The organism is Pseudomonas sp. SMV7 (assembly GCF_052041995.1).
Classification (GTDB): domain Bacteria; phylum Pseudomonadota; class Gammaproteobacteria; order Pseudomonadales; family Pseudomonadaceae; genus Aquipseudomonas.
Genome location: NZ_JBKGGT010000020.1, coordinates 46,771 through 71,110, shown reverse-complemented (window position 1 = coordinate 71,110; position 24,340 = coordinate 46,771). Strand labels below are relative to the sequence as shown.

Annotated in this window: 17 protein-coding genes and 2 pseudogenes; 14 read left to right on the top strand and 5 right to left on the bottom strand. The window is 54.5% G+C overall.

Annotation, left to right across the window (positions count from 1 at the left end):
* Nucleotides 1–35: 35 nt before the first annotated feature.
* Nucleotides 36–1,337, top strand: coding sequence for a mechanosensitive ion channel family protein (locus ACLEJP_RS21215; protein WP_440809559.1), 1,302 nt, complete (start codon nucleotides 36–38; stop codon nucleotides 1,335–1,337).
* A gap of 94 nt (nucleotides 1,338–1,431) precedes the next feature.
* Here ACLEJP_RS21215 and ACLEJP_RS21210 read toward each other — a convergent pair.
* From ACLEJP_RS21210 to ACLEJP_RS21195, 4 genes and pseudogenes are all read right to left on the bottom strand, one after another.
* Nucleotides 1,432–2,594: pseudogene (locus ACLEJP_RS21210) on the bottom strand (IS3 family transposase).
* A 172-nt stretch (nucleotides 2,595–2,766) separates the two neighbouring features.
* Nucleotides 2,767–4,002, bottom strand: coding sequence for an aromatic ring-hydroxylating oxygenase subunit alpha (locus ACLEJP_RS21205; protein WP_440809557.1), 1,236 nt, complete (start codon nucleotides 4,000–4,002; stop codon nucleotides 2,767–2,769).
* Between the two features lie 204 nt (nucleotides 4,003–4,206).
* Entirely contained in the window at nucleotides 4,207–5,190 is a 984-nt protein-coding gene (locus ACLEJP_RS21200) for a LysR family transcriptional regulator (RefSeq protein ID WP_440809554.1), read from the bottom strand.
* Between the two features lie 193 nt (nucleotides 5,191–5,383).
* On the bottom strand, nucleotides 5,384–5,617 hold the full coding sequence (locus ACLEJP_RS21195; RefSeq protein ID WP_440809552.1) for a hypothetical protein: 234 nt from the start codon (nucleotides 5,615–5,617) through the stop codon (nucleotides 5,384–5,386).
* 635 nt (nucleotides 5,618–6,252) lie between these two features.
* Between ACLEJP_RS21195 and ACLEJP_RS21190 the strand changes: the two genes are divergently transcribed.
* The 10 genes from ACLEJP_RS21190 (at nucleotide 6,253) to dddP (ending at nucleotide 19,445) form a co-directional block, all read left to right on the top strand.
* Nucleotides 6,253–7,266: a GlxA family transcriptional regulator gene (locus ACLEJP_RS21190; RefSeq protein ID WP_440809549.1), complete on the top strand. Its 1,014-nt coding sequence runs from the start codon at nucleotides 6,253–6,255 to the stop codon at nucleotides 7,264–7,266.
* A 111-nt stretch (nucleotides 7,267–7,377) separates the two neighbouring features.
* Nucleotides 7,378–8,697, top strand: coding sequence for an NAD(P)/FAD-dependent oxidoreductase (locus ACLEJP_RS21185; RefSeq protein WP_440809546.1), 1,320 nt, complete (start codon nucleotides 7,378–7,380; stop codon nucleotides 8,695–8,697).
* Nucleotides 8,698–8,838: 141 nt separating this feature from the next.
* Nucleotides 8,839–10,167: an MFS transporter gene (locus ACLEJP_RS21180; protein ID WP_440809544.1), complete on the top strand. Its 1,329-nt coding sequence runs from the start codon at nucleotides 8,839–8,841 to the stop codon at nucleotides 10,165–10,167.
* A 69-nt stretch (nucleotides 10,168–10,236) separates the two neighbouring features.
* Nucleotides 10,237–11,130: a dihydrodipicolinate synthase family protein gene (locus ACLEJP_RS21175; protein WP_060709122.1), complete on the top strand. Its 894-nt coding sequence runs from the start codon at nucleotides 10,237–10,239 to the stop codon at nucleotides 11,128–11,130.
* 13 nt (nucleotides 11,131–11,143) lie between these two features.
* Nucleotides 11,144–12,634 (top strand): aldehyde dehydrogenase, encoded by a 1,491-nt coding sequence (locus ACLEJP_RS21170; protein ID WP_440809541.1) that lies wholly within the window; start codon nucleotides 11,144–11,146, stop codon nucleotides 12,632–12,634.
* A gap of 238 nt (nucleotides 12,635–12,872) precedes the next feature.
* On the top strand, nucleotides 12,873–14,246 hold the full coding sequence (locus ACLEJP_RS21165) for an MFS transporter (protein ID WP_440809538.1): 1,374 nt from the start codon (nucleotides 12,873–12,875) through the stop codon (nucleotides 14,244–14,246).
* Nucleotides 14,247–14,776: 530 nt separating this feature from the next.
* Nucleotides 14,777–15,919, top strand: a complete 1,143-nt coding sequence (locus ACLEJP_RS21160; protein WP_440809536.1) for a quaternary amine ABC transporter ATP-binding protein — start codon at nucleotides 14,777–14,779, stop codon at nucleotides 15,917–15,919.
* Between the two features lie 67 nt (nucleotides 15,920–15,986).
* A complete protein-coding gene (proW, locus tag ACLEJP_RS21155) occupies nucleotides 15,987–16,940 on the top strand; it encodes a glycine betaine/L-proline ABC transporter permease ProW (protein WP_440809533.1) in 954 nt (317 codons plus the stop codon).
* A gap of 35 nt (nucleotides 16,941–16,975) precedes the next feature.
* A complete protein-coding gene (gene proX, locus ACLEJP_RS21150) occupies nucleotides 16,976–18,004 on the top strand; it encodes a glycine betaine/L-proline ABC transporter substrate-binding protein ProX (protein ID WP_440809532.1) in 1,029 nt (342 codons plus the stop codon).
* 97 nt (nucleotides 18,005–18,101) lie between these two features.
* The gene (gene dddP, locus ACLEJP_RS21145) at nucleotides 18,102–19,445 is read left to right on the top strand and encodes a dimethylsulfonioproprionate lyase DddP (RefSeq protein ID WP_440809529.1); all 1,344 of its coding nucleotides are present in this window, start codon (nucleotides 18,102–18,104) and stop codon (nucleotides 19,443–19,445) included.
* Nucleotides 19,446–19,571: 126 nt separating this feature from the next.
* Here dddP and ACLEJP_RS21140 read toward each other — a convergent pair whose 3' ends face one another.
* Entirely contained in the window at nucleotides 19,572–20,492 is a 921-nt protein-coding gene (locus ACLEJP_RS21140; protein WP_440809526.1) for a LysR substrate-binding domain-containing protein, read from the bottom strand.
* Between the two features lie 884 nt (nucleotides 20,493–21,376).
* Between ACLEJP_RS21140 and ACLEJP_RS21135 the strand changes: the two genes are divergently transcribed.
* The 3 genes and pseudogenes from ACLEJP_RS21135 to ACLEJP_RS21125 form a co-directional block, all read left to right on the top strand.
* Nucleotides 21,377–22,324, top strand: coding sequence for a GlxA family transcriptional regulator (locus ACLEJP_RS21135; protein WP_440809523.1), 948 nt, complete (start codon nucleotides 21,377–21,379; stop codon nucleotides 22,322–22,324).
* Between the two features lie 88 nt (nucleotides 22,325–22,412).
* Nucleotides 22,413–23,402, top strand: a complete 990-nt coding sequence (locus tag ACLEJP_RS21130; protein ID WP_440809521.1) for an isopenicillin N synthase family dioxygenase — start codon at nucleotides 22,413–22,415, stop codon at nucleotides 23,400–23,402.
* A 657-nt stretch (nucleotides 23,403–24,059) separates the two neighbouring features.
* A pseudogene (locus ACLEJP_RS21125) lies at nucleotides 24,060–24,323 on the top strand (mechanosensitive ion channel family protein); the annotation flags it as partial.
* Between the last annotated feature and the right edge of the window lie 17 nt (nucleotides 24,324–24,340).

The window sequence follows — 24,340 nt, the reverse complement described above, 5'->3', positions numbered from 1 at the left end:
GCGCTTCGTTTGGCAACAAGACTGTACGCAAGCCCATGGATATCCAACGAATCTGGCGTGACTCCCTCGACCTGTGGGGCACCCTCGACCGCCATCCGATGCTGCACGCGGCCATTGGCCTGGCGGTGCTGCTGCTGATCTCCCTGGTCATCGGCCGCCTGGCGCGCTTTCTGGTGCTGCATGGCGCCCGCCTGCTGGCCCGCCAGCCGGCGCTGAGGTGGCTGGACGACTTGCGCAACAACAAGGTTTTGCACCGCCTGGCCCAGACCACGCCGTCGCTGGTGCTGCAGTTCGGCCTGAAACTGGTGCCGGAGCTGTCCGATACCGCCCAGCACTTCCTCGGCAATGTCGCCCTGGCCTTCACCCTGCTGTTCATGACCCTGGCGCTGTCGTGCCTGCTGGATGCCCTGCTCGACATCTATGCCCGCACCGAACACGCCCGCACCCGCTCGATCAAGGGCTACGTGCAACTGGCCAAGATGATGCTGTGGATCTTCGCCGCCATCGTCATCGTCGCCACCCTGATCGACCGCTCGCCGCTGTTGCTGCTGTCGGGCCTGGGTGCGATGTCGGCGGTGCTGCTGTTGGTGTACAAGGACACCCTGCTGTCGTTCGTCGCCAGCGTGCAGCTGACCAGCAACGACATGCTGCACGTGGGTGACTGGATCGAAATGCCGCAGGTGGGTGCCGATGGCGACGTGGTCGACATTACCCTGCACACGGTGAAGGTGCAGAACTTCGACAAGACCATCGTCTCCATCCCCACCTGGCGCCTGATGAGCGAGTCGTTCCGTAACTACCGCGGCATGCAGCAGTCCGGTGGCCGGCGCATCAAGCGCAGCCTGTTCATCGATGCCGCCGGGGTGCGCTTCCTCACCCGCGAAGAAGAACAGCGCCTGAGCCAAGTGCACCTGCTGGCCGACTACCTGGCCGCCAAGCGCCAGGAGCTGCAGCGCTGGAACGAGGCCATGGGACCCGTAGCCGACTTGTCGGCCAACCGCCGCAAGCTCACCAACATCGGCACCTTCCGCGCCTTTGCTTTGGCCTACCTGAAGAACCACCCCAACGTGCACCCGAACATGACCTGCATGGTGCGGCAGATGCAGACCACCGCCGAGGGCGTGCCGCTGGAAATCTACTGCTTTACCACGACCACGGTGTGGGCGGATTACGAGCGGATCCAGGGGGATATCTTCGATTACTTGCTGGCGGTGTTGCCGGAGTTCGGGCTGAGCTTGTACCAGCAGCCGAGTGGCAATGACATGCGGGTGGGGCTGGCGGGGCGTGCGACGCCAGAGCCAATGCCGCGCCGCCTTGAAGAAATGAACAAGGTTTGAGAGTGCCGGGGCTGCTTTGCAGCCCCTTCCCTTCTTGAGGCCGCTGAGAGTGGCGCGGCTGGACTGCGGTTTTCAGCGCTCTTCATTGTAGTGGTCAACTAATCCCGGACACCGGATTAAGTTTTTCCTCGGCAATCGCCGGCGGTAATCCACCGTTGAACTGATGCGGTCGCTCCCAGTTGTAGCGCTGCATCAGAAACCTGCCGATGTCCGGCTGTGCCTGCGCAGCACTCATGTAGCCCACACTCGGCACCCACTCCGTTTTCAGGCTGGGGAACAAACGCTCCATTGGCGCATTGTCCAGGCAATTACCTCTGCGGCTCATGCTCTGCCTGAAGCGGTAACGCCACAACCGCTGACGAAAAGCTCGGCTGCCATACTGGCTGCCCTGATCACTGTGAAACAGTACATTCTGCGGCCGCCCGCGGTGCTCGTACGCCATGTCCAGCGCCTTGATGACCAATTCGCTGTCCGGTTTGGGTGAAAATGCCCAGCCCACCATGCGACGTGCAAACAGGTCGATAACTGCCCCCACATAGTGCCACTGGCCTTGAGCCCACACATACGTGATGTCGCCGCACCATACTTGATTCAGTGCCGTAACATCGAATGCGCGCTCCAGCACGTTCGGGATGTCAGGGCGCTCTACTGTGGCCTTCTTGTAGGCATGGGAACCCGGTTGCCTGCTGATCAGCTTCATTTCGCGCATCAACTTGCGCACCTTGAAGCGGCCGATCTGAATGCCTTCTTCGCGCATCATGCACATGATGGTTCGACTACCTGCGGCACTACGGCTCTGTGTAAATAGCTCGTTAACCCGAACGCGCAGTGCCAGTCGCGCAACGTCCGGAGATCGCCGTTTATGGCAATGCGCGTAGTAACACGAGCGAGTGACTTCAAATACCGAGCAAAGTAATTCGACAGGCTCCTCGCGGCGGAGCTGATCAATCAACGCGAGCGCTCGTGTTCCTCGGCCATCAAGAGCGCGGTAGCCTTTTTTAAAATCGATTTCTCCCGTTCCAGCCAGTTGATCCGAGCTTCCAACTCTTGGATCTTCTGCTGCTCGGGGGTCAGCGCCTTGCTCGTTGGCGTAGCACCGCCACGTTCTGACTGGAGTTGATTCACCTAGCGGCGCAGCGCCGATTCAACCAAGTCGAGCGACCGAGCGGCTTCAGTAAGGCTATAGCCCTGGTCGAGCATCAGGCTGGCTGCCTCGCGCTTGAATTCGGGGGTGAGAGTACGTCGTTGTCTGCTCATCGAACACCTCTGTGTGGCGACCATTTTTCGCCTAAAAAGGTGTTCGGGGTTAGTAGACCACTACAAACTGACTTCTCACTCGTGCTATAAGCGGGCTGCGCTAACACGCGACGCGCCATGCCCGGCGCACCAACAAAAACGGCGCCCGAAGGCGCCGTCGCGGATAGATAGATCAGCCTACCGATTTCAATTGGGGACGCCCTTCCAGGCGCTCCAGCATGGTCGAGCAATACCAGTCGTCAAACTGGCAGACACCGTTCTCAGCGTTTTCGGAGAAAGGCCCTGGTTCGTAAGCCGGCGAAGAAACACCCGCAAAGGTGCCTTCAACTAGGCGACGATCCTGATCGTTGGTCGCCAACCAGACCTTGGTGAGGCGATCCAGGTCATAGTCGACACCTTCTACAGCAGACTCAGGCACCAGCCATTTGGTGGTCACCAGGGTTTCGCCAGGGCCGATCGGCAGAACACGGAAGCTCAATGCGTGGTCGCCGAGGAAGTGGTTCCAAGTCGACGGGTAGTTGAAGTAGAGCAGCGCACCGATGTCCGGCTCACCGCTCTTGTCCAGCCGGCCCGCCACGGCAGGCTTGCCATCCATCGTGTAGCTGACCGCGCCGGCGGAAAGCGGGATGCGAGTCATACGGAAGCGACCCATCGGATCCATGTTCAGGCGGCTTGGCATACCAGCCGCTTCGCAGCGATCCCAGTGGGCGACGAGCTCCGGATCGTCATCACCGCCAACCCCTGCTACCGACAGGTTCTCAACAAACGAGTTGAGCAACTCTGGGTGCGTACCGTCGCAGTGGTAGCACTCACGATTGTTTTCGAATACCAGCTTCCAGTTGCCCTTTTCGATCAGGTTCGATTCGAAGGCGACCTTGCAGTTTTCCAAGAAGTGCGGCGCGATAAACGGGGTCACGGCAGCACGGAAGCTAGAGAAGTCGGGCGCGACTTCAGCGACGCACACATAGATGTAGGTGTGAACTACCTCAACATGAACGGTCTTCAGGCCGTAGCTCGACCGATCGAAGTCATTGCCCATGTTGCCTGCATAGATCAGATTGCCGTCGAGCTCGAACGTCCATTTATGGTATGGGCAGACCAGCTTTGCCACCTTGCCGCTCGCATGTTCGCAGACCTTGGCGCCACGGTGGCGGCAGGCGTTGTGGAAGGCTCGAACTTCTCCATCCTTGCCACGTACCACGGCTACGGGGTAATCGCCGATCTGGAGGGTGAAATACTGGCCCGTTTTGGGGATTTCAAAGGTGTGCCCAGCAAATACCCAATCTTTATGCCAGATGTGCTCAAGATCCTGACGATAAACCTCGGGATCGAAATAAAGCTCACGTGGTAACACATGGCGAGGCTTACGTTGCTTGATCAGGCCAATGACGGATTCGTTGCTGTTCATTATTATCCTCCATGCACCATGCCATTCCCGGCAGGCACAAACGACTGAAACATTGTTCTTGTAAATAGTCTTACGCGGAGCCCAAGCAAAGACATAGCGCCCCGTTGATAAACGGATTATTGGTAGCCAAGCTTTCGCATAGAGTAAATCCCTGCTCAACAACTGCTCAAGCTACATTTTCTGACTGGAATCGATAATGTCAGGTTATGCATTTCGCGCCTGAACCTTCCACCATGAAAACTTAGTCATTATCCAATCCCTGACTCTCGCACATGCATCTTTAGCAATAGTATCTTCACGACACGCCAGGTAGTGGAGACTGTTGCGCAGAGTCACCTGTTCTTTGACAGGCTTCACCAACCGACCAGACTCTACCATGTGCGCCACCAAGTGATTCCAACCCAACGAAACACCCTGATTTGAAAGCACCATATTAATAATCAGATTGTAATCATTTGCATGGAAAATCGGCGGACTCTCGGAACTTCTTTCGTCGATATCAATATTCTGAAACGCCAGCCATACACTCCAGTCGACATGTTCAGCCACCCCCGACCTGCCGTAAGGACTTAAATCCAGAAGCTCAGCACTGCGCAAACCTTCCATTGTGGTTATTTCAGGATGGCACTTGAGATACTCAGGAGAACACACCGGATAAATCACGTCATGACAGAGCGGATAGACTTTATACCCATCGCCTACATTTACGAATTTCGATATGACGATATCAGGCTCGACACCAGGTTCTCGAGCATGAAAATTCTGAGTAGTAATCAAGTTAAGCTCAATATCCGGATTCTTTGAACGAAAATCCTGGATATGATTCGAAAGCCAAAGTGCGGAGAATGCAGGGGAACAGGATATTGTCAGGACGTGCTTATCAATAGGCGCATTCCTGATACGCTCTGCAGCCTGAGCGATATTGACGAACGAAATTTGCGAAGCGTCGAAAAACACAGCCCCCGCCGGCGTGAGCTCAACGGCACGCCCTACCCGAACGAACAAGGGTGCGTTGAGGTACTCCTCAAGCTCGCGGATCTGACGACTAATAGCGGCCTGTGATACGCACAAAGCTTCCGCTGCGCGGGTAAAGCTTTCGTATTTTGCTGCTGCCACAAAGGCTTTCACCGCTCTGAGGGAAGGCATTTTGAGGAGCAGCGTATCTGGATCCACATGCTTGTGCGACATTCTTCGTACCGCTCCTCAAACTACGATAAATTGACATTTGACCATCCTACGCGCGGGCCGTGCAACGTTCAGCGGTAAAAAAATTACCAGCGACATAACTTCAGGTTATACGAGAAACCCTCAAAAACTTACTAGACATTTCTCAATCCTCAATCGTATTTTAGAAAACAGCCATCAAGAGCACTCCGCGCATTCAAACACCCCTAACAGAAAGCGATTTCATTGCCATGAACAAATTCATCGTCAGCCAGACATCACGCAACAGCATGCAATTTAAAATCGCGCTAGTTACACTTTGAGGTTTTGACATCGCATCATTGAGTGCAACCCTAGAATCCATTATAGCCGCTAAAAAAAGATTTGGAGCACACCTCATTTCCCACATGACAGTGGGCCTAAGTTCGTCCTGCTCAAGCAGTACGAGCATTTCGATCACACCTGATTTGATCCTATGCGATACGCAACTGAAGGGATATGAGGTCATTATCCTGATGGGTGGCTCGGAGGCCCGATTAAACTTAGACCCGAGACTCATGGGGCAGCTCTGTGAGACGGCCAAGGCGAATCGCCTGTTAGGTGGAGTATGGAATGGTGCATATCATCTGGCAGCAGCTGGGTTAACCGATGAATGCATAGTCAGCGGAGATGGCAGGTTCACTATTGAGCCACCTCTCTACGAACGCAAGTCAACTGCATCCTGGCGGTTTGACGGACGGCGAATGACAAGCCGTGATGCTTCCAGTGCAGTTTTCATGATGGACGCGCTATGGGAACATTTAGAGAAGAGACTTAGTCGAAACTTAGCCAGAGCGTAATCGGCGAGTCCAGCCTTGCGTTTACTACACAGCGTGATTAAGCCTTTGAGCTGAGCGCATTGACCATCCTCCATTGAAAACAGGACTGATAACGACACGTTATCCAAAAAAGCCTAGAAAAGTAGTTGGACGTGGTCATAGTGCAGTCATAAGCTAGCACTCAATCTGATGAATTAGTTTCATCGACTGTAGAGCACGTCAATACAATAGTAAATCAAGCATTTGGCTTGGGCTGCTAGGTGCCCCAATGAAAACAATTACAAGAGAATTTAGCCGTACATTTGCCGAGCGCAACTTGGGTTTCATCACTCAAGAGCGAGGCAATCGTGCCCCCTCCCGAGTGGGCTTCCTTTTGCTCGAAAACTTCTCCTTGCCATGCTTTACCCAGGCGTTAGATGTACTGGTCACAGCAAATCTTATTTCTCAGGGCGCGGTACGCATACACACGTTCAGCCACAACCACGCTGAAGTCATGAGCGACTTGGGTATCCCCATCCGTCCCGATACCCCCCTCACAGACCTTCGTCTATCCGACCTCGACCTTATTATTATATGCGGCGGCCTTCGGGTTGCCCGCTCGTTGCCTGGTTGGCTATCGTCACTACTTAAAAAGATCTCCAAGCTTCCTATCGCTCTCGGCGGCCTATGGAATGGCGCGTGGTACCTTGGCGCTGCCGGGCTGCTTGATGGCTATCGCTGCGCTATACATGCGGAGCAACGCACTGCCTTGGCTGAACGGGCGCCCTACGCCCATGTATCTCAAGAACCATTGGAACTCGACCGAAACCGTATGACGTCGGCTACTCCAAGTGGCGCGTTTGACATGATGATTCGCTGGCTGGGTTATGGCGTACGTGCCGAATTGGCTAATGCCGTCTTGGATACCCTTGACTCTGATCAAAGCAAACATCGGTCTTTTCAAAAACCTCAGCATCCCAAGGTAAGCAAGCCCTTGCGTGAGATTATCACGCTGATGGAGTCGAATCTTGAGGAACCGCTTAGTCAAGTGCAGCTTGCCCAGCTCGTAGGCCTTTCTGTCCGGCAAATACAACGACTATTCAAATATCAACTGAGCACTACCGCTCAGAAGTATTACTTTCAACTCAGAATCACGGAAGCTCGCCGGCTCATACAAAATTCCAACACCTCGATCTTTGATGTGTCGATTGCATGCGGTTTTGTCTCATGCACGCATTTCAGCAGGTCATACAGAGCTTTTTTTGGGCACCCACCTTCTAAAGAGATCCGCTATGAGATGTAGCGAGCAGACCTGCGTCGTCAAGGGAGTGGCATGCCGCACGGCCATCTGGTCGAGATCGCGCTATCAATATCGTCAGTGTTTTGCTCAAGCCTACATCTCAGGATCACCACAATGACAAAAATCACTTCTTTACCAGCCGATGACAACACCTGCGGATGGTACCACTTGAGCAAAGGGCGTCTTGTCCAGCCCCCACACCAGGGCACCTCCAGCGTGCGGTGGGCCATCGTTGGCGCGGGCTTTACCGGTCTTGCCGTTGCGCGACAACTCGCGCTGCACTTCCCCGACGATCAGATCGCACTTATCGAGGCTCAAGAGGTTGGGCTGGGCTCTTCGGGTCGAAATGCAGGCTTTGCCATTGATCTGCCGCATGACATCGGGGCGGATGACTACATCGGGGATATCGATGTGGCGAAGACGACCATGACGATCAACCAGTTCGGTCAGAATGCTCTGAAGGAACTGGTTAGCCAGTTCAACATCGACTGTCAGATGACGCACTGCGGCAAATATCAAGCCGCCGTGGAGTCCCGAGGTATTGCTGTATTGAACGCATACCGCAGCGGCCTGGATAAGCTCGGACAGCCCTACGAGATGATTGAAGCAGACGAGTTGCCCGAGCACATCGGTACCCGCTTCTACCGCAAGGCACTCTTCACCCCGGGCACCTCCCTTATTCAGCCTTCAGCGCTCGTGAAAGGCTTGGCAGACTCACTCCCTGCCAATGTCGTGCTGTATGAAAACACTCCCATTACAGATGTCGAATACGGGGAAAAAGTCGTCCTTCGCCATCAGAACGGCTCCATCACAGCTAACAAACTGATCCTCAGCAACAACGCGTTTGGCATGCATTTCGGCTTCTTGAAAGGCCGCATGCTACCGGTATTCACATACGGCAGCCTCACCCGTCCGTTGTCCGATGAAGAGCAGGCGGCGCTAGGAGGCAAACCGTTTTGGGGAGTGATCCCAGCGGATCCGTTCGGTACGACTGTCAGGCGGACACCCGACAATCGCATCCTGATTCGCAATAGTTTCAGCTTCAACGCCGATGGCAGGAGCAACAGTAAGTACGCTGCGCGGTTCGTCAAAAGGCATCGCGAGTCGTTCGCGCGCCGGTTCCCGATGCTTCCTAACGTCAACCTCGAATATACCTGGGGCGGCGCCCTCGCATTGTCTCGGAACCATGAGGGGTACTTTGGACAGTTGGCCCCGAACGTTTATGGGGTTCTGTGCTGCAACGGCCTAGGCGTAACGCGTGGAACCGCTACGGGAAAACTGATGGCTGACTGGCTTGCTGGTGAAAGTAACGAACTAATCGAGTTTTTGCTGAGATCCCCCGGCCCATGCGCAAACCCACCCGAGCCATTGGTCTCGATGGGCGTGAACCTGAACCTAATGTGGGGGCAATACAAAGCGGGCGTTGAAGCATAAGCGGAGATTCAAAGTACAGGCCTAGCTCCATAACAAGAATAATTAAACCATCGCTCACTGAATTTTTGAGATGGTTCCCGACCCCTTTTTTCGCGGAGTCGCGCTGCCAACATTCAAAATGTCTTTTATCAGGAGAGAACAATGACAAGTCCTAGTACCTCAATCGAGGATTTACCGCTTAACCGGTTCCACAAGTTACTGACGCTCCGTTCTGGTGGCGGCTCGTTTGTGGACGGTTACGTTCTGAGTATCATCGGTGTGGCTTTGGCTCACATTACGATATCGCTTTCTCTGGACAGCTTCTGGGAAGGCCTCATCGCCGCATCTGCATTGATTGGCATCTTTTTCGGCGGGTTCCTTGGCGGCTGGTTGACTGATCGGCTAGGCCGCAAGCGGTTGTTTTTTGTAGGGCCCACCCTTTTTATTCTCGCCTCCATCGCTCAGTTCTGGGCCAATTCAGCTGAAGCGATTTTTATTCTGCGCCTCGTCATCGGCATCGCTGTAGGCATTGAGTACCCCGTCGCAACATCGCTGCTGGTGGAATTCATGCCAAAAAAGTATCGCGGCCCACGCCTCGCGATGCTGACGATCCTTTGGTTTGCAGGCGCTGCGGCTGCCTACATCGTAGGTGAGCTGTTATTGCGCACAGGTGGTGAGGAAGCCTGGCGTTGGGTGTTGGCCAGTTCAGCGATCATCGGCCTAGCCCTGTTCATCGTCCGCGTAGGCACACCTGAGTCGCCACGGTGGCTGCTGAGCAAGGGACGCGATCATGAAGCCGAACAGGTCGTAAAAAGTGTTTACGGCCACGATTTCTGCTTGAAGAACCTTCCAGAAGAAAGCCCAAACTACAAGATCAATGTATGGAGCCTGATCTATTCGGGCTATTCCAAGCGGATGCTATTCATCATCGTCTTCTGGACGTGCTGCATTGTGCCCCTCTTTGCCGTCTATGCCTTTGCTCCCAAAGTGCTTGCAGCGATGCAAGTCAAAGGCGATAGCGCTTCAATTGGGTCGATTTTGATCACCCTCTTCTTCGTTGTAGGGTGCGTGGTTTCAACCAAGCTGATCAACGTGGTGGGGCGCCGCAATTTGCTGCTCTGCAGTTTCGCGGTATCGGGCCTCGCCTTGCTGGGCCTGGGAGCGTCCGATGACAACGCCGGAGCCTGGATCCTGGCGTTCTTCGCCATCTATGCGCTGTTCATCGGGGGTGCACAGGTTCTCACGCTTGTGTATCCGAACGAGATTTTCCCGACCGAGATTCGCGCCTTCGCGGTCGGCGCAGGCACCTCGATCTCTCGCATTGGCGCAGCAGTGGGAACCTACCTGGTACCCATGTCCCTGGCTTCGCTTGGCATCGCACAGACCATGTACGTGGCCGCAGGCATCACCTTTTTCGGCCTGCTCCTGTCTTGGATGCTGGCCCCAGAAACACGCTCGCTGAACCTCCAACAGGCAGCATCGCTTGGCTAAATGAAATCAGTGCCTGGCGGGGAAGTCGGGCATTGAGTGTTATGTGGTGATAATAATCGGAGCAGCATCATGAAATTCGAAGGTATCTACACACCTGCAGTGACCCCACTCGCCGCGGACGGCTCGATCGACAAGGCGGCTTTCGCTGAGGTACTCGAATACCTGGTCGATTCAAGGGTTCACGGCATCATTATTGGCGGTTCGACCGGCGAGTATTATGCCCACACCACCCAAGAGCGTATCGATCTGGCCGCCCAGGCCAAGGACGTGCTCAATGGCCGCCTGCCGCTGATCGTCGGCACCGGCGGCATCCGCACCGAAGACGCCGTGGCTTTCGCTCAACACGCCAAGGAAATCAAGGCCGACGCACTGCTGGTAGGCACTCCGCCGTACGCACTGCCCACTCAGCAGGAGATTGCCCTGCACGTCAAAGCGGTCGACGCCGCCGCAGGCCTGCCGATCATGCTCTACAACTATCCAGGGCGCATGAGCGTGAGCATGGGCGAGGAGTTCTTCGACGCCGTTGCCGACGTGAAGAACATCGTCGCCATCAAGGAAAGCTCCGGTGACATGGCCCAGCTGCACCGCCTGGCCATCAAGCGCCCGAACATCCAGCTGTCCTGCGGTTGGGACGATCAGGCCTTGGAATTCTTCGCCTGGGGCGCCAAGAGCTGGGTCTGCGCCGGTTCCAACTTCATCCCGCGTGAGCACGTCGCCCTGTACGAAGCCTGTGTGATCGAGAAGGACTTCGTTAAAGGTCGCAAAATCATGGCCGCGATGATGCCGCTGATGGACTTCCTCGAAGGCGGCAAGTTTGTCCAGTCGATCAAGTACGGAGTCGCCCTCAACGGCCTGAGCACGGGTGGCGTGCGCAAGCCGCTCTACGACCTGGACGCTGCAGAGAAAGCAGAGTTGCAGCGCGTGGTCAGCGAACTGAAAGCCACCATCGCCCAGATCAAATAAGGAGGCTGGAAAAATGGCTGAATTGCTGAGCAAGGCACAATATGCGGCCATCGCCGCCGACCTGCAGCTGCGCACCCAGGCGTTCATCGACGGTGAGTTCCGCGATGCCATTTCCGGTCGCACCTTCGTCACTACCAACCCGGCCACCGGCAAGCAGCTGGCCGAGATCGCCGCCTGCGACGTCAACGACGTCAACGTGGCGGTGGCTGCGGCCAAGCGCGTGTTCGAAGAAGGCACTTGGTCGAAGATGCAACCGAACGACCGCAAGCACGTGCTGCAAAAGTTCGCCCAGCTGCTCGAAGACAACGCCCACGAGCTGGCGGTGCTTGAAGCCCTGGACAGCGGCAAGCCAGTCAGCGAGTGCCAGACGGTGGACGTGCCGGAAACCATCCACACCATTCGCTGGCACGCCGAGCTCATCGACAAGATCTACGACGCCACTGCCCCGACCGGCAATGCTGCCGTGACCATGGTGGTGCGTGAAGCCATCGGTGTGGTCGGCCTGGTGCTGCCATGGAACTTCCCACTGCTGATGCTGGCCTGGAAAATCGCCCCATCGCTGGCGGCCGGTTGCTCGATCGTGGTCAAGCCGGCCAAGGAAACCACCCTCAGCGCCCTGCGCGTGGCCGAACTGGCGCATGAGGCGGGCATTCCTGCGGGCGTGTTCAACCTGGTGCCAGGCGGTGGCCGTGAAGTCGGCGAAGCCATCGGTCGCCACATGGACATCCCGATGGTCAGCTTCACCGGTTCCACCGACACCGGCCGGCTGTTCCTGAAATACGCCGCAGAGTCCAACCTCAAGCGCATCGTCCTGGAGCTGGGTGGCAAGAACCCCGCAGTAGTGATGAATGACTGCGAAGACCTGGATGAAGTGGCCCAGTTCGTTACCGCCGGTGCGTTCTGGAATATGGGCGAGAACTGCTCGGCCTCCTCCCGCCTGATCGTCCACAAGGACGTCAAGGACGAGCTGCTGAGCCTGATCGCCAAGCACCTGAAGGACTGGAAGCTGGGCGACCCGCTCGACCCGGACAACCGCTTGGGCGCCATGGTCAGCAAGTCGCACTTTGAGAAGGTCAAATCGTATCTGGAATACGCTGCCGAGCAGAACCTCAGCATTGTTCAAGGCGGCGAAACCGAGGAAGGCGTGTTCGTGCAGCCGACCATCGTCGACAATGTTGGCCGCGACAACAAGCTGTTCGTCGAGGAAATCTTTGGCCCGGTGCTGAGCGTGACCAGCTTCGAGACCATCGACGAGGCGATCGAGCTGGCCAACGATACCGTTTACGGGCTGGCCGCTTCGGCCTACACCGGCAGCTTGCGCAATGCGCTGCGCCTGTCGCGAGAAATCCGCGCCGGCGTTGTCACCGTGAACTGCTTCGGCGAGGGCGATGTCACCACACCGTTCGGTGGCTACAAGGAGTCTGGCTTTGGTGGACGCGACAAGTCCATCTGGGCCCACGACCAGTACACGGAGCTGAAGACCATCTGGATCAACGCTTCGTAAAAGAGCAGTACCGGTGCTGTTCTGACGGAGTTCGGCACCCCAAGGGCCACTGCCTCATGTGGGCAGTGGCCCTTCCCTTACTGTTCGTTTAGTTACCTGCGACCGCTTAGGTGAACAAGGCATTCAAATTCGACCGCTGAGTCGAATGCCCACCAGCGCTTGAGAAAACTGCTAAACGCCGGCTGAAGCAGCCCGCGCTCAAATCATCCAACGATAAAAACAATGCGGAGATGTATTTGTGTCCAACCACGTAACACAGCCTGCGAAGGCCATGTCCGATAAACAGCGTAAGTTCATCATCAAACTGACCACCCTGATTTCGGGCGGCATGCTGATTGATGGTTTCATTCTCGGCGCCATCGGCATCGTCATGCCGGCGATCACAAACGACTTGGAGCTCTCGCTTGCCTGGCAAGGCTTGATCGGGGCATCCGCGCTCATTGGCATCTTCCTGGGAGGCCCCCTGGGCGGTTACCTGGCTGACAAGATTGGCCGCAAGCCCATGTTCACGATTGACCTGACGATCTTTCTGGTAGGGTCGATCTTACAATTTTTTGTCACTGAGGCTTGGCAGCTCTTCGCCGTCCGCCTGCTGATGGGGGTTGCCATCGGCGCTGATTACGCCATCGGCTGGCCACTGCTGGCAGAGTTCGCACCCGCGCGTCTGCGTGGCAAGCTCCTTTGCGTTCAAGAGGTCGGCTGGTATGTGGGCTATCTCGCTTCGTATGCCATTGGCTGGGCCCTTACGATCTCCGACACTGCGAACTGGAACGTTATCCTGGGACTAAGCACCATCCCGACCGTAATCGTTCTGCTCGCTCGTCTGGGCACGCCAGAGTCTCCGCGTTGGCTAATGAGCAAAGGGCGAACAGAAGAGGCCCTCGCGCTTGCCGATGAGTACATGTCGCCTGATGAGCGAGCTGACTTGGGTAAGAAGTACGAAGGCAAGAAGCTCGGGTTCGCCAGCCTGTTCTCTCCTGACTACGCCAAGGCAACGATATTCGTCTCGGTATTCTGGATCTGCCTCGTGACCCCCTACTTTGCCATCGGTACTTTCGTACCTACCGTGCTGGAGCACCTGGGGCTTGAAGACGGTCTTACCGGAGGCCTGGCTATCAATGCGATCGCGGTGGGTGGCACCCTGATTGCGGTGGCGCTGATCGAAAAAGTGGGACGCCGCAAATTGGCGATCCCGCCTTTCGCCATCGCCACAGTCGCCTTGTTCATCGTCGCACTCTTCTGGAACGTGTCGCCGGTGGTCACAGTTGTCTGTTTCCTTACCTTCTCGTTGGCAAACGCTGTTTCGACGACCCTCACCGGCGTCTACCCGGGTGAAGTATTCCCAACAGAGATTCGCGGTGTAGGGGTTGGTTTCGCTACGGCTGCTTCACGCGTTGGCGCAGCGGCAGGCACCTTCCTGCTACCGATCAGCATGGAAACCTACGGAGTCACGACCACGGTGCTGATCGCCGGCGGCGTCAGTCTCTTCGGTTTGATCGTTACTTACTTCCTCGCACCCGAGACCAAGGGCAAGCTGCTCAGCGAAACTTCCGCTCCATGTGCAAAGCGTCCACCTGTCAAGGCAGGCCAGCTCCAGCCCAAAAATTTGTAAGTCATTCTTCGCAAAAGTCGCCCAGGCTGGACACGGTCAAAACGTCTTCAGAATGGACACTAAGGCCGGTGAAGCAGTAATACGGCCTTAACGAGTTAGCTAGGCCTGAGCGGACAAAGATCCTTGAGATCATCCGTCTATGTCTACTGAAAGAGCAGCAACGGTGGGGCTCTGACGGAGCACCACCATACCCGCCCCGCCCCACGCAGGCGGTGGCGGGCCCTCCAAACCAGGGCCATGTAAGCCACCCAGTGATTCGGCGTTAAAGGCTGACGCACACGTCTAGAGTTATGCTTCTCAAAGCCCGCCTGAGTGATAACCCCACGTTATGCGTTTCGGTCGATAAATGTTGATGGTCGTTGAGGCCGGATGCGCATAAATTCTAGGAAAGCCCATCTGGGGCCACAAGAATAAAAAACCCAGGAAGCCGCCATGTCTAAGCCACCCCTTTGGTACTGCCTCCCCGAATCTATACGCCCTTCGAATCCCGAAGCCACCGTATCCCCTAAAACGAAATTAGGAGGGAAGTCATGACCAATACCGACGAAATTCTTTCGATCAAAAATATCTATAAAGTTTTTGGATCGCATCCGGCTGAAGCTATGCAGTTGGTCGAGGCAGGGTTTGGCAAGAAAGAAGTCTTCGAAAAAACGGGCCAAGTTATCGGAGTATTTGACGCTACCTTTTCAGTGAAGCGTGGCGAAATCTTTGTAATCATGGGTCTGTCAGGGTCTGGCAAATCCACGATGGTTAGACTATTCAATCGTCTGATTGAACCTACCTCCGGAAAAATTTATCTGAACGGTCGAGAAATTACAGGCCTTACTGATAAAGAGCTCTTGGATGTACGCCGTAAAGAAATGGGCATGGTCTTCCAGTCTTTCGCATTGATGCCTCACATGAGTGTTCTCGAAAACACCGCCTTTGGTTTAGAAATCGCTGGTGTAAACGAGTCGGAGCGCCAGAGACGTGCCAAGGAGGCACTCCAACAGGTTGGACTTTCCGGACAAGAACACAGTTACCCTCACCAGCTTTCCGGCGGCATGCAACAGCGTGTTGGCTTAGCAAGGGCGCTGGCTAACGATCCAACCATTCTCTTGATGGACGAAGCCTTTTCAGCGCTTGATCCGCTCATCCGTAGTGAGATGCAGGGTGAACTGATTAAATTGCAGGCTGAGCAGAAGCGAACGATCATCTTCATTTCTCATGATATCGAAGAGGCGATTCGCATCGGGCATCGTATCGCAATCATGGAAGGTGGGCGTGTTATCCAGATCGGCACGCCTCAAGAACTTATCAGCCAGCCAGCCAACGACTACGTGAGAACATTTTTCAAAGGATTTGATAGTTCCAAGATCCTCAAAGCGGGTGATTTGGCCCGCCTTGACCCTGATTCTACTTGCCACGTAGAAGCGCCCAAGTCATTTAAACCGGGCATCGGCTTTGGGTACCTTTTGAATGATCAAGGCCAGTTGGTTAGCGTTGTAGACGATAGTTCAACAACTCACTATTCCCAGCATGAGCAGCAGCCCGTGTACTTGGATACCCCCCTGCATGAGGTACTAAGTATCGCGGCCACGTTACCATACCCTGTGCCAGTTCTGGATCGAAATGGATCCTTGAAGGGAACGCTTTCAAAAAATCAGCTCCTGCAGACTTTGGGCAGCCACTGAATTAATCGATCAAAAATGTAAGCTCGCAATTGCTACAACTGCGAAGTGCGTTATGAGGATTGTCGAAATGTCTGACTTTAGTTTTCTGGATCCCTTCCAGGCCACCGTTATCCCTCTCGGCGATTGGGTAACGAGCACCCTGAATTTCCTTGTGCACAACTTTAGGGATTTTTTCAGGGCAATTCGATGGCCAATCGATCATGTGCTGAACGGCATTGAATGGTGTCTACAGAGCATACCTCCTACCATCGGTATTCTCCTGTCTAGCCTGCTAGGTTGGCAGCTGGCAGGACAGCGGATGGCTTTGCTTTGCTTTGTAACCCTGACGTTACTCGGACTCATCGGTGTCTGGTCGGAGTCGATGACGACCCTCGCCCTGGTTCTAACTTCAGTATTTTTCTGTGCCGTTATTGGCATTCCGCTTGGGATATTGTGTGCCCGAAGCGACCGACTTGAGCGTGTAGTCAGGCCAGTGCTTGACGCCATGCAAACCTTGCCAGCTTTCGTTTATCTTGTCCCTGTGGTCATGTTGTTTGGCATCGGTAACGTTCCTGGCGTTCTAGTAACTATCGTATTTGCACTACCTCCGCTGGTGCGCCTGACGAACCTAGGTATTCGCCAAGTACCCGACGACAAAATCGAAGCAGCCCGCGCGTTCGGCTGCACGCCCCGGCAAATGCTGGTTCGCGTACAGTTGCCTTTGGCCACCTCCACCATCATGGCCGGGCTCAATCAGACATTGATGCTTTCCCTTTCGATGGTAGTAATCGCATCCATGATTTCTGTGGGTGGTTTAGGGCAAATGGTACTTAGAGGGATTGGTCGCCTCGACATGGGCCTCGCCACGGTGGGAGGCGTTGGCCTGGTGTTGCTAGCCATTTTCCTGGATCGTCTTACCCAAGCTATGGGGGCCCGTACCAATTCAGATCCTAGCCTGAAATGGTATCAAACCGGCCCAATCGGCGTTGTACTTAGATTTTTTGGCAAACGGAAATCGACTGCGCATCATAAAACTGCCTAAGCGTTGAAACGTACGGTCTCGGTTAAGGAGTCATAATGTTTACAATTACTGTTCCCCACCGCGTTCTGCAATTTGCAACTGCGCTTTTCTTCGGAGCTGCTGCAATCGGCGCCAGTGCCGCCTCAGTCTCCCCCGGCGATGGCGTGAAAGTCACTCCTATTTTCCCATCGATTGCCGAGGAACGCTTTCGAGGCGAGATCGCCGTGCAAGGCTTACGCGAACTCGGGTACAAAGTTCAAGAGCCCAAAGAAACAGATTACGGCGTAATGATGATGGCACTCGCCAACGGTGACGCTGATTTCACTGTGCATCTTTGGGACAAGCTGCACGATAAATTTTACACGCAAGCCGGTGGCGACGATGTGATGGTCAAGACTGGCCAAATCATGCCTGGTGTTCTTCAAGGCTATCTAATCGACAAAAAGACGGCACAAGCGCACAACATCAAATACATCACCGATCTGAAGAAACCCGAGATTGCAAAGCTGTTCGACGCTGACGGCGATGGAAAAGCAGACCTGACCGGCTGTAATCCAGGGTGGGGTTGTGAACTGATCATTGACCACCAAATGAAGGCATACGGGCTTGAGAAAACTGTCCATGTAAACCAAGGTTCCTATTTCGCACTGATGGCAGACACCATTACTCGGTACAAAGAAGGGAAGCCGATCCTCTACTTCACATGGGTACCGCAATGGATCGCGAATGTTCTTGTGGAGGATAAAGATGTTGTATGGCTGGAGGTTCCGAAAACTGACCTTCCTGGCGGGAACAATGACGTTGACACTACCTACAATGGGAAAAACCTCGGGTTTGCTGTAGACACCGTGCGCGCGGTACTGAACAAAGACTTTGCTGAAAAAAATCCAGCTGCACTGAAGTTCTTGTCTGTCATGACCATCAGCACCGCAGATGAAAGTGCCCAGAACATGAAAATGCAACAAGGCGAGAAAAGTCCTGAAGCCATCCGTGGTCATGCCACCCAGTGGATAGCTGCACATCGGCAACAGTTTGACGAATGGCTCCAAGCTGCCCGTGCCGCCGCTACACAAGCCAACAAGTGATACACATCTGGAGGCAGCCTGGCTGCCTTCAGTTTCCGCTATGCCCAGAACCCTTGATCGTTTATGTGCGAACCACGCGCATTGCTTGGAGACGGTGATGTCGGCACCCTTTTCGATTTCCCCTGATAAAAGACGCATTGACCCTGCTCGGCAGCGGGCCGCAGCCCTGAAGGCAGACGGCTCTGTCGACGATAACGACCGGACTGAGATCGGCCCCACGCCTCTGGCTTTTGCCGAATGGCGTGCGCTGGGCCTGGAAGCGCCAAATCTGCCAAGGATGCGTGAGTACCGACTACAGCGCATTCGTGAACAACTTGTCGCGCGTGACCTGGGCGGGATATTGCTGTTTGATCCACTCAATATCCGTTATGCCACCGACACTACAAACATGCAGCTGTGGACGACCCATAACCCGGCGCGTGCCTGTTTCATTGCAGCAAGTGGCCATGTCGTGCTCTGGGATTTCCATGGCTGTGATCACCTCAGCGCTCATCTGCCGCTGGTGAGCGAACTTCGCAGCGGGGCTTCTTTCTTCTACTTTGAAACAGGCGATCGCACGGATGAACATGCCCGACGATTTGCAATGCAGCTCGACGACATCCTGCGTCAGCATGCAGGATCGAACCGCCGCCTCGCAGTAGACCGGATTGAATTGGCTGGTGTCCGGGCATTGGACGCGTTGGGGATTCAGCTGTTCAGCGGCCAGGAAGCCACTGAGTTAGCTCGGGTGATCAAAGGCCCCGATGAAATCAAAGCCATGCGCTGCGCAGTGGCCGCTTGCGAAGCCGCCGTGGCGGAAATGCATCAGGCAATGCGCGCGGGGATGACAGAGAACGATGTCTGGGCGGTGCTACATGCAGGCAATATACGTCGCGGAGGTGAATGGATCGAAACTCGGATTCTAAGCTCTGGGCCGCGCACCAACCCATGGTTCCAAGAGTCGGGGCCGCGAGTATTGAGCGATGGTGACTTGCTGTCTTTCGACACAGACCTGATCGGCGTGTATGGCATGTGTGTCGACATGTCACGTAGCTGGATCTGCGGAGGTTTGCCACCTACCGCTGAGCAGAAACGGTTGTATCGGATCGCCCACGATCACATCACTCAAAACATCGAGATGATTAAGCCGGGTGTCAAATTCACCGAGCTCACTGCCAACGGCCATCGACTTCCTGAGTCTTGCCGAGAGCAACGTTACGGCGTCATGTTCCATGGCGTCGGGCTTTGTGACGAATATCCGTGCATTCGGTATCCCGAAGACCTGGAGTCGTATGGCTACGAAGGCGTGCTGGAACCGGGCATGGCCCTTTGCGTGGAGGCCTATATTGGCGAGGTGGGTGGACGCGATGGTATCAAGTTGGAGAACCAGTTATTGGTGACAGAGACCGGCTACGAACTCTTGACGCGTTACCCTTTCGACAACAGCTTCCTGCGCGACTAGCCCTGCCGCTCTGCGATCGCTATATGACATGCTATCGCAGAGCCCTTGCCCGACACCGGGATCAAGATCATCACGTTTTACAGACAGCAGCGTGCTGCTCTCAGCTACAAACGAAGCAGCTGGCTACTAGCTGCGTAACCACTCCGCAAGACCCAGGATCGTTTTCGTAGTATCGCGCCCCTGGGGCACTACCAGGTAATAAGCTTCCTGGGGCTTTATCACGAAATCCGTCAATCGCACCAACTCGCCCGATGCCAATAGATGGTCGAGCATCCGCCCCCAGCCCAAGGCAACCCCATGCCCGTGAAGTGCTGCTTGGATCGTATCTGTGTACAGCTGGCAGTGCAGCCGATAGTGAAGCTTGGGTGGAGTTACACCCAACGCGCGGAACCATGTTGGCCACGTCATCCACCCCTCAGTAGTGGCCTCCGCATCGAGCAGATCAGCACTGTAGAGCTCCTCCACTTTCGATGGCACTGAATTTCGAGCTAGCCAGGCAGGAGAGCACACTGGAAAAACCTCTTCATCAAACAGATGCAGAGCGCTGCCGTCTGCCCATTTACCGTTGCCATAACGCACCATCAAGTCAACGTCATGGCTTCGCAGATCACCGGTAAACATCTGTGTGGCGAGGCGCAAACGTATATGTGGCATGGCAGCTTGGAGGCTGTTCAAACGTGGCATAACGCGCAGATGCGAGAAAGTCGCAGTGGTACTGAGCACTAATTGCTGCTCATCATTACCCCCTGAGAGACGATCGAACACCGCCGCAACCTTCTGCAGTGATTCAGACATCACAGCAAACAATGTCTGGCCCTCACTGGTCAGTCGAACGCCTCGGTGGAGACGTTGCAAGAGTTGAACGCCGATGCTGTCCTCAAGGATTCGAATCTGTTTGCTCACAGCTGCTTGAGTCACCCCTAACTCCCGAGCGGCCAAGGTAATGCTGCCGTTACGGGCAACCGCTTCGAATTCTAGGAGCGCGGTCATAGACGGAATGATCCGCCGGTAGCCGCGGTGAGCGCTGCCATCCTCTTTTTGTGTCATGCAACGTCCCGACATGATTCGACGCTCAAATCAGCGCCGCAGCGAACATTGGCAGAAAACTTCGCTGGATGACAGAGCTGCTTTTGCTTGGCTCCGCTGCAGCCCCCCCTCAACTTGAGGGGCACGCATCAGATTCAGCGAGGAAGCTTCCAAGGCACAGGGTTATGCAATGTTGATCGCCCAGAACGATCTGACCAGCAGCGGAGAGACCGGCGAACCGTATAGCGATGAACACCCTGTCCGCCAAGGAGCGTTCCCATGCCGCCTTATCCAAGCGGCGTGGCCACCCTCCTCCCCTTCCAAAAGTAAAATATTTAACATTTCTTTAATGTCAGTTTGTCCAGCGATCATAGGGCGGAAGTTTCCCGCTCGACAAGAGGAGTCAATGCATCACGCAGCGCACCTAACTTATCATCATGCAGGCGCGCAAGCGGACGACGTGGACTACCTGCGCCGTAGCCCGATAAGAGCACCAGATACAGTAACATTTTCTCACGGCAAAGCATTCGGTTTTGTTATGAAAAGATGAGTTGCGTGCCTGGAAGTTTCTGCTATGGGAGCGCCTGACGCTACCGAAAGCATGCAATTAAATTGCTTTCGCTGCAGCGTTGGAGTGCCCCGGAATCAGGCGCGAGTCGTCTGCCTTATCCCTGAGGCTGATGCAGCCGAAGAACCGGTGATTAAGCTTCTGGTATGACACCATTTTGAATCCTAATGACACCCGTACAGCAAACGCATTGCTAGAATACGATATTTACAGTACTGTCAATCAAGCTTCTAGCCGGCTATAACGGCTATGGGAGTATCCTTCGCTTGATTAAAACATTGCGCCAGAGATCTCTATCCCCATGCATAAGCCGCCAGCCCAACGCCAAGCAAGGCGAGTGGGTTTTATTCTGCTCCCAGGTTTCGCGCTGACCTCCTTCTCTCTTGCGGTCGAGGCGCTCAGCGTTTCCAACCATCTACTGGGGTACACCGCTTATGACTATAACGTCTATAGTGGCGGCCTAGACCCGAACGCGAACGAAGTGCTTACTTCAAATTACATCCCCATCAAAGTTTCAAGCGACCTGGGGGATATCGAGGGGTGCAATCTATTATTCGTATGTGCATACAAGCAAGCTGCATATCATGACAACCCTGCATTACTTGCCAAGCTGCGCACACTAAAAAAGACTGGCTGCAGGCTTGCGTCTCTTTCCAGCGGCAGTTTTATTCTGGCCAAAGCTGGGCTATTGCGGGGTAGGGTTTGTACATTGTTTAGTGAACAAATGTCTGCCTTCAAGGAACTCTATCCATCCACTATCGTTTCAGAAAGTATCTTCACTGTAAATGATGGAATCTTCACTTGCCAGGGCGGCACCACGGCTCTGGATATGTTGCTGTACATAATCAGTCAGGATCACGGTGCCGATTTTGCGCTTAGTGTGTCTCGCCAATTCTGCCAAGACAGGATCAGAAGCCACGATGAAGTGCAGGCAGCACGTCGCTATCTCGAACTGAGAATGAAGTCACCGAGCCTTGGCTCGGCCATAGAAATGATGGAGGCCAATGTTGAAACGCCTTTTACCATTGAGGTTCTAGCACACAAGATCGGTACCACCGTGAGGACGTTGGAACAAACATTTCGTACCCACGAGAACACCACGCCGATCAATTACTATCTGCAGATGCGTCTGCGACATGCCAAAACGATGATCGAAGACACTTCCCTGGCGATAGCCAACATTGCCCAAGCAACCGGATTTTCCTCGCAGAGCTACTTCACCAAGCGCTTTCGTGAGGTGTATGGAGTCTCCCCGGGTCGCTTACGCAGCGAGAAAAAATTATAATTTTCTTCGCCTTTGTTATAGCTCGTCGGTACGCTTAAGCAGAAGCTAACGGTCAAACCCACCCCAATTAGATGAGGTTAATACCGTGATGCAAACCATCGAAAGCTGCTTGGCTAGCAAATCTACTTCATTTCATGAGATTCCTATTGTTGACATAGCTCCTTTGCTAGACGGTAGCGACGTTAGCTCGGTCGCGAGAAAAATCGGTGACATATGTCAAAAGGTCGGTTTTTTGTACATCAAGAACCATGGCGTCCCCTCATCCCTAGTCGAGGACGTATACCGACTTTCAAAAGATTTCTTCAGCCAGCCTTTCGACGTCAAAAACCAGCTGAACATTGTGAAATCCGGGCCGACATTGCGTGGCTACATCCCGATGTATGGGGAGAATGTCGATCCTAAAAATACTAAAGACTTTAAAGAGTGCTTCGATTTTGCCAAGTCAGAGGAAATGGTTTCGCCATTTTTTGGGCCGAACCTTATGCCCGACTCGCCCCAAGCGTTCACGCAAATTATGGAGCGTTATCATTCAGAGATGCTGAAACTGGCGCGTAAGCTCATCAGCGCTATTGCCCTGAGCCTTGACCTTCCAGCGGACTATTTCGAGAAGCTGCAGCAAAAACCCATTACTATTCAGCGTCTGCTTCATTACCCTCCGCAATTCGGAAAGATCACCTTAAAAGAAATAGGTATTGGTGCGCATACCGATTACGGTTTTCTGACCATTTTGTCACAGGACGAGAACGGCGGACTGCAAGTTCAGAACCGAGAGGGCGAGTGGGTCAGCGCCCCACCCGTGCCAGACACTTTCATTGTAAATATTGGTGACCTGGTTCAAACCTTAACCAATGATCGCTACATTTCCACAATGCACCGGGTCATCAATACCAGCGGCGTGGATCGTTACTCGTTGCCATTCTTCATTGATCTGGACTTCGATGCAGTGGTCGACGTGGTGCCAACCTGTGTCAGTGACACAGCTCCTAAAAAATACGCTCCCTATACCAGTGGCGCGCATAAGTACAAACGATTCGTCGATAGCTACACCCACCTGCAGGCGACAGTTGCTGGCGTGTAACGAGACCTCAAACAGAACGCCATGATTAACACACTAAGCCAGGGCTATCCCTGGCTTTCAATTTCAGTTCACTCAGGAGCCAGGACTAATAATTGTAATTTCCAAGCAAAATGGAAATGCTGACCCAGCCGATTTGGGCTGCCTTATACACTTGGCTAAATACGACGACAGCAAGCATTACACAGACATTCAGGTAATGTCGGAAGGCGAGCGCCAAAGTTTCGCACGCAATTACGAAATTTCGCTTCCCCAGGTTGCAAGCTGTGAAGAAAAACCTCTACTCCTAGTGGGTGAGCTTTGCGAGTACGCTGCGCCTAGCATCCCAAGCGGCCACACTGCACTAGGTTCAGACAGTCGCATTTTCCGCGAAGCGGCTCAGCAAGCGCAGCGCGCAGGCGTGAGGATGGAAGCCCGCAGGGCCAAGACCAGGTTCTGTGGGCTTGGTTCACGACAGCCGTGCCACAGGCCACGCCCTATACCTACCGATTACAGAGTGCTTGAGCTACGACCCCGCTGCAAGTTTTTGGGTGAACTTCCAATCTGCCTGGATGGCCGTGAATGCTCTTGTCACTCGGCTCAGCAGCTGTCCATATTTGCCTAAAAAATTCCAGACAGCACCTTTTTCTCCTCTTGCCCGGTTTTACTGGCTGAGATGCTCCGAACATGACCTGCATGGTGCGGCAGATGCAGACCACCGCCGAGGGTGTGTCGCTGGAAATCTACTGCTTTACCACGACCACAGTATGGACGGATTACGAGCGGATCCAGGGGGATATCTTCGATTACTTGCTGGCGGTGTTGCCGGAGTTTGGGCTGAGCTTGTACCAGCAGCCAAGTGGCAATGACATGCGGGTGGGGTTGGCGGGGCGTGCGACGCCAGAGCCAATGCCGCGCCGCCTTGAAGAAATGAACGAGGTTTGAGAGTGCCGGGGCTGCTT

Bases quoted from the DNA above. Each gene is read 5' to 3' on its own strand.
- ACLEJP_RS21200 (WP_440809554.1), bottom strand. From the start codon at position 5,190: ATGTCGCACAAGCATGTGGATCCAGATACGCTGCTCCTCAAAATGCCT.
- proX (WP_440809532.1), top strand. From the start codon at position 16,976: ATGTTTACAATTACTGTTCCCCACCGCGTTCTGCAATTTGCAACTGCG.
- ACLEJP_RS21215 (WP_440809559.1), top strand. From the start codon at position 36: ATGGATATCCAACGAATCTGGCGTGACTCCCTCGACCTGTGGGGCACC.
- ACLEJP_RS21190 (WP_440809549.1), top strand. From the start codon at position 6,253: ATGAAAACAATTACAAGAGAATTTAGCCGTACATTTGCCGAGCGCAAC.
- ACLEJP_RS21175 (WP_060709122.1), top strand. From the start codon at position 10,237: ATGAAATTCGAAGGTATCTACACACCTGCAGTGACCCCACTCGCCGCG.
- dddP (WP_440809529.1), top strand. From the start codon at position 18,102: ATGTCGGCACCCTTTTCGATTTCCCCTGATAAAAGACGCATTGACCCT.
- ACLEJP_RS21180 (WP_440809544.1), top strand. From the start codon at position 8,839: ATGACAAGTCCTAGTACCTCAATCGAGGATTTACCGCTTAACCGGTTC.
- ACLEJP_RS21130 (WP_440809521.1), top strand. From the start codon at position 22,413: ATGCAAACCATCGAAAGCTGCTTGGCTAGCAAATCTACTTCATTTCAT.
- ACLEJP_RS21185 (WP_440809546.1), top strand. From the start codon at position 7,378: ATGACAAAAATCACTTCTTTACCAGCCGATGACAACACCTGCGGATGG.
- ACLEJP_RS21160 (WP_440809536.1), top strand. From the start codon at position 14,777: ATGACCAATACCGACGAAATTCTTTCGATCAAAAATATCTATAAAGTT.
- proW (WP_440809533.1), top strand. From the start codon at position 15,987: ATGTCTGACTTTAGTTTTCTGGATCCCTTCCAGGCCACCGTTATCCCT.
- ACLEJP_RS21195 (WP_440809552.1), bottom strand. From the start codon at position 5,617: ATGCTCGTACTGCTTGAGCAGGACGAACTTAGGCCCACTGTCATGTGG.
- ACLEJP_RS21170 (WP_440809541.1), top strand. From the start codon at position 11,144: ATGGCTGAATTGCTGAGCAAGGCACAATATGCGGCCATCGCCGCCGAC.
- ACLEJP_RS21140 (WP_440809526.1), bottom strand. From the start codon at position 20,492: ATGACACAAAAAGAGGATGGCAGCGCTCACCGCGGCTACCGGCGGATC.
- ACLEJP_RS21205 (WP_440809557.1), bottom strand. From the start codon at position 4,002: ATGAACAGCAACGAATCCGTCATTGGCCTGATCAAGCAACGTAAGCCT.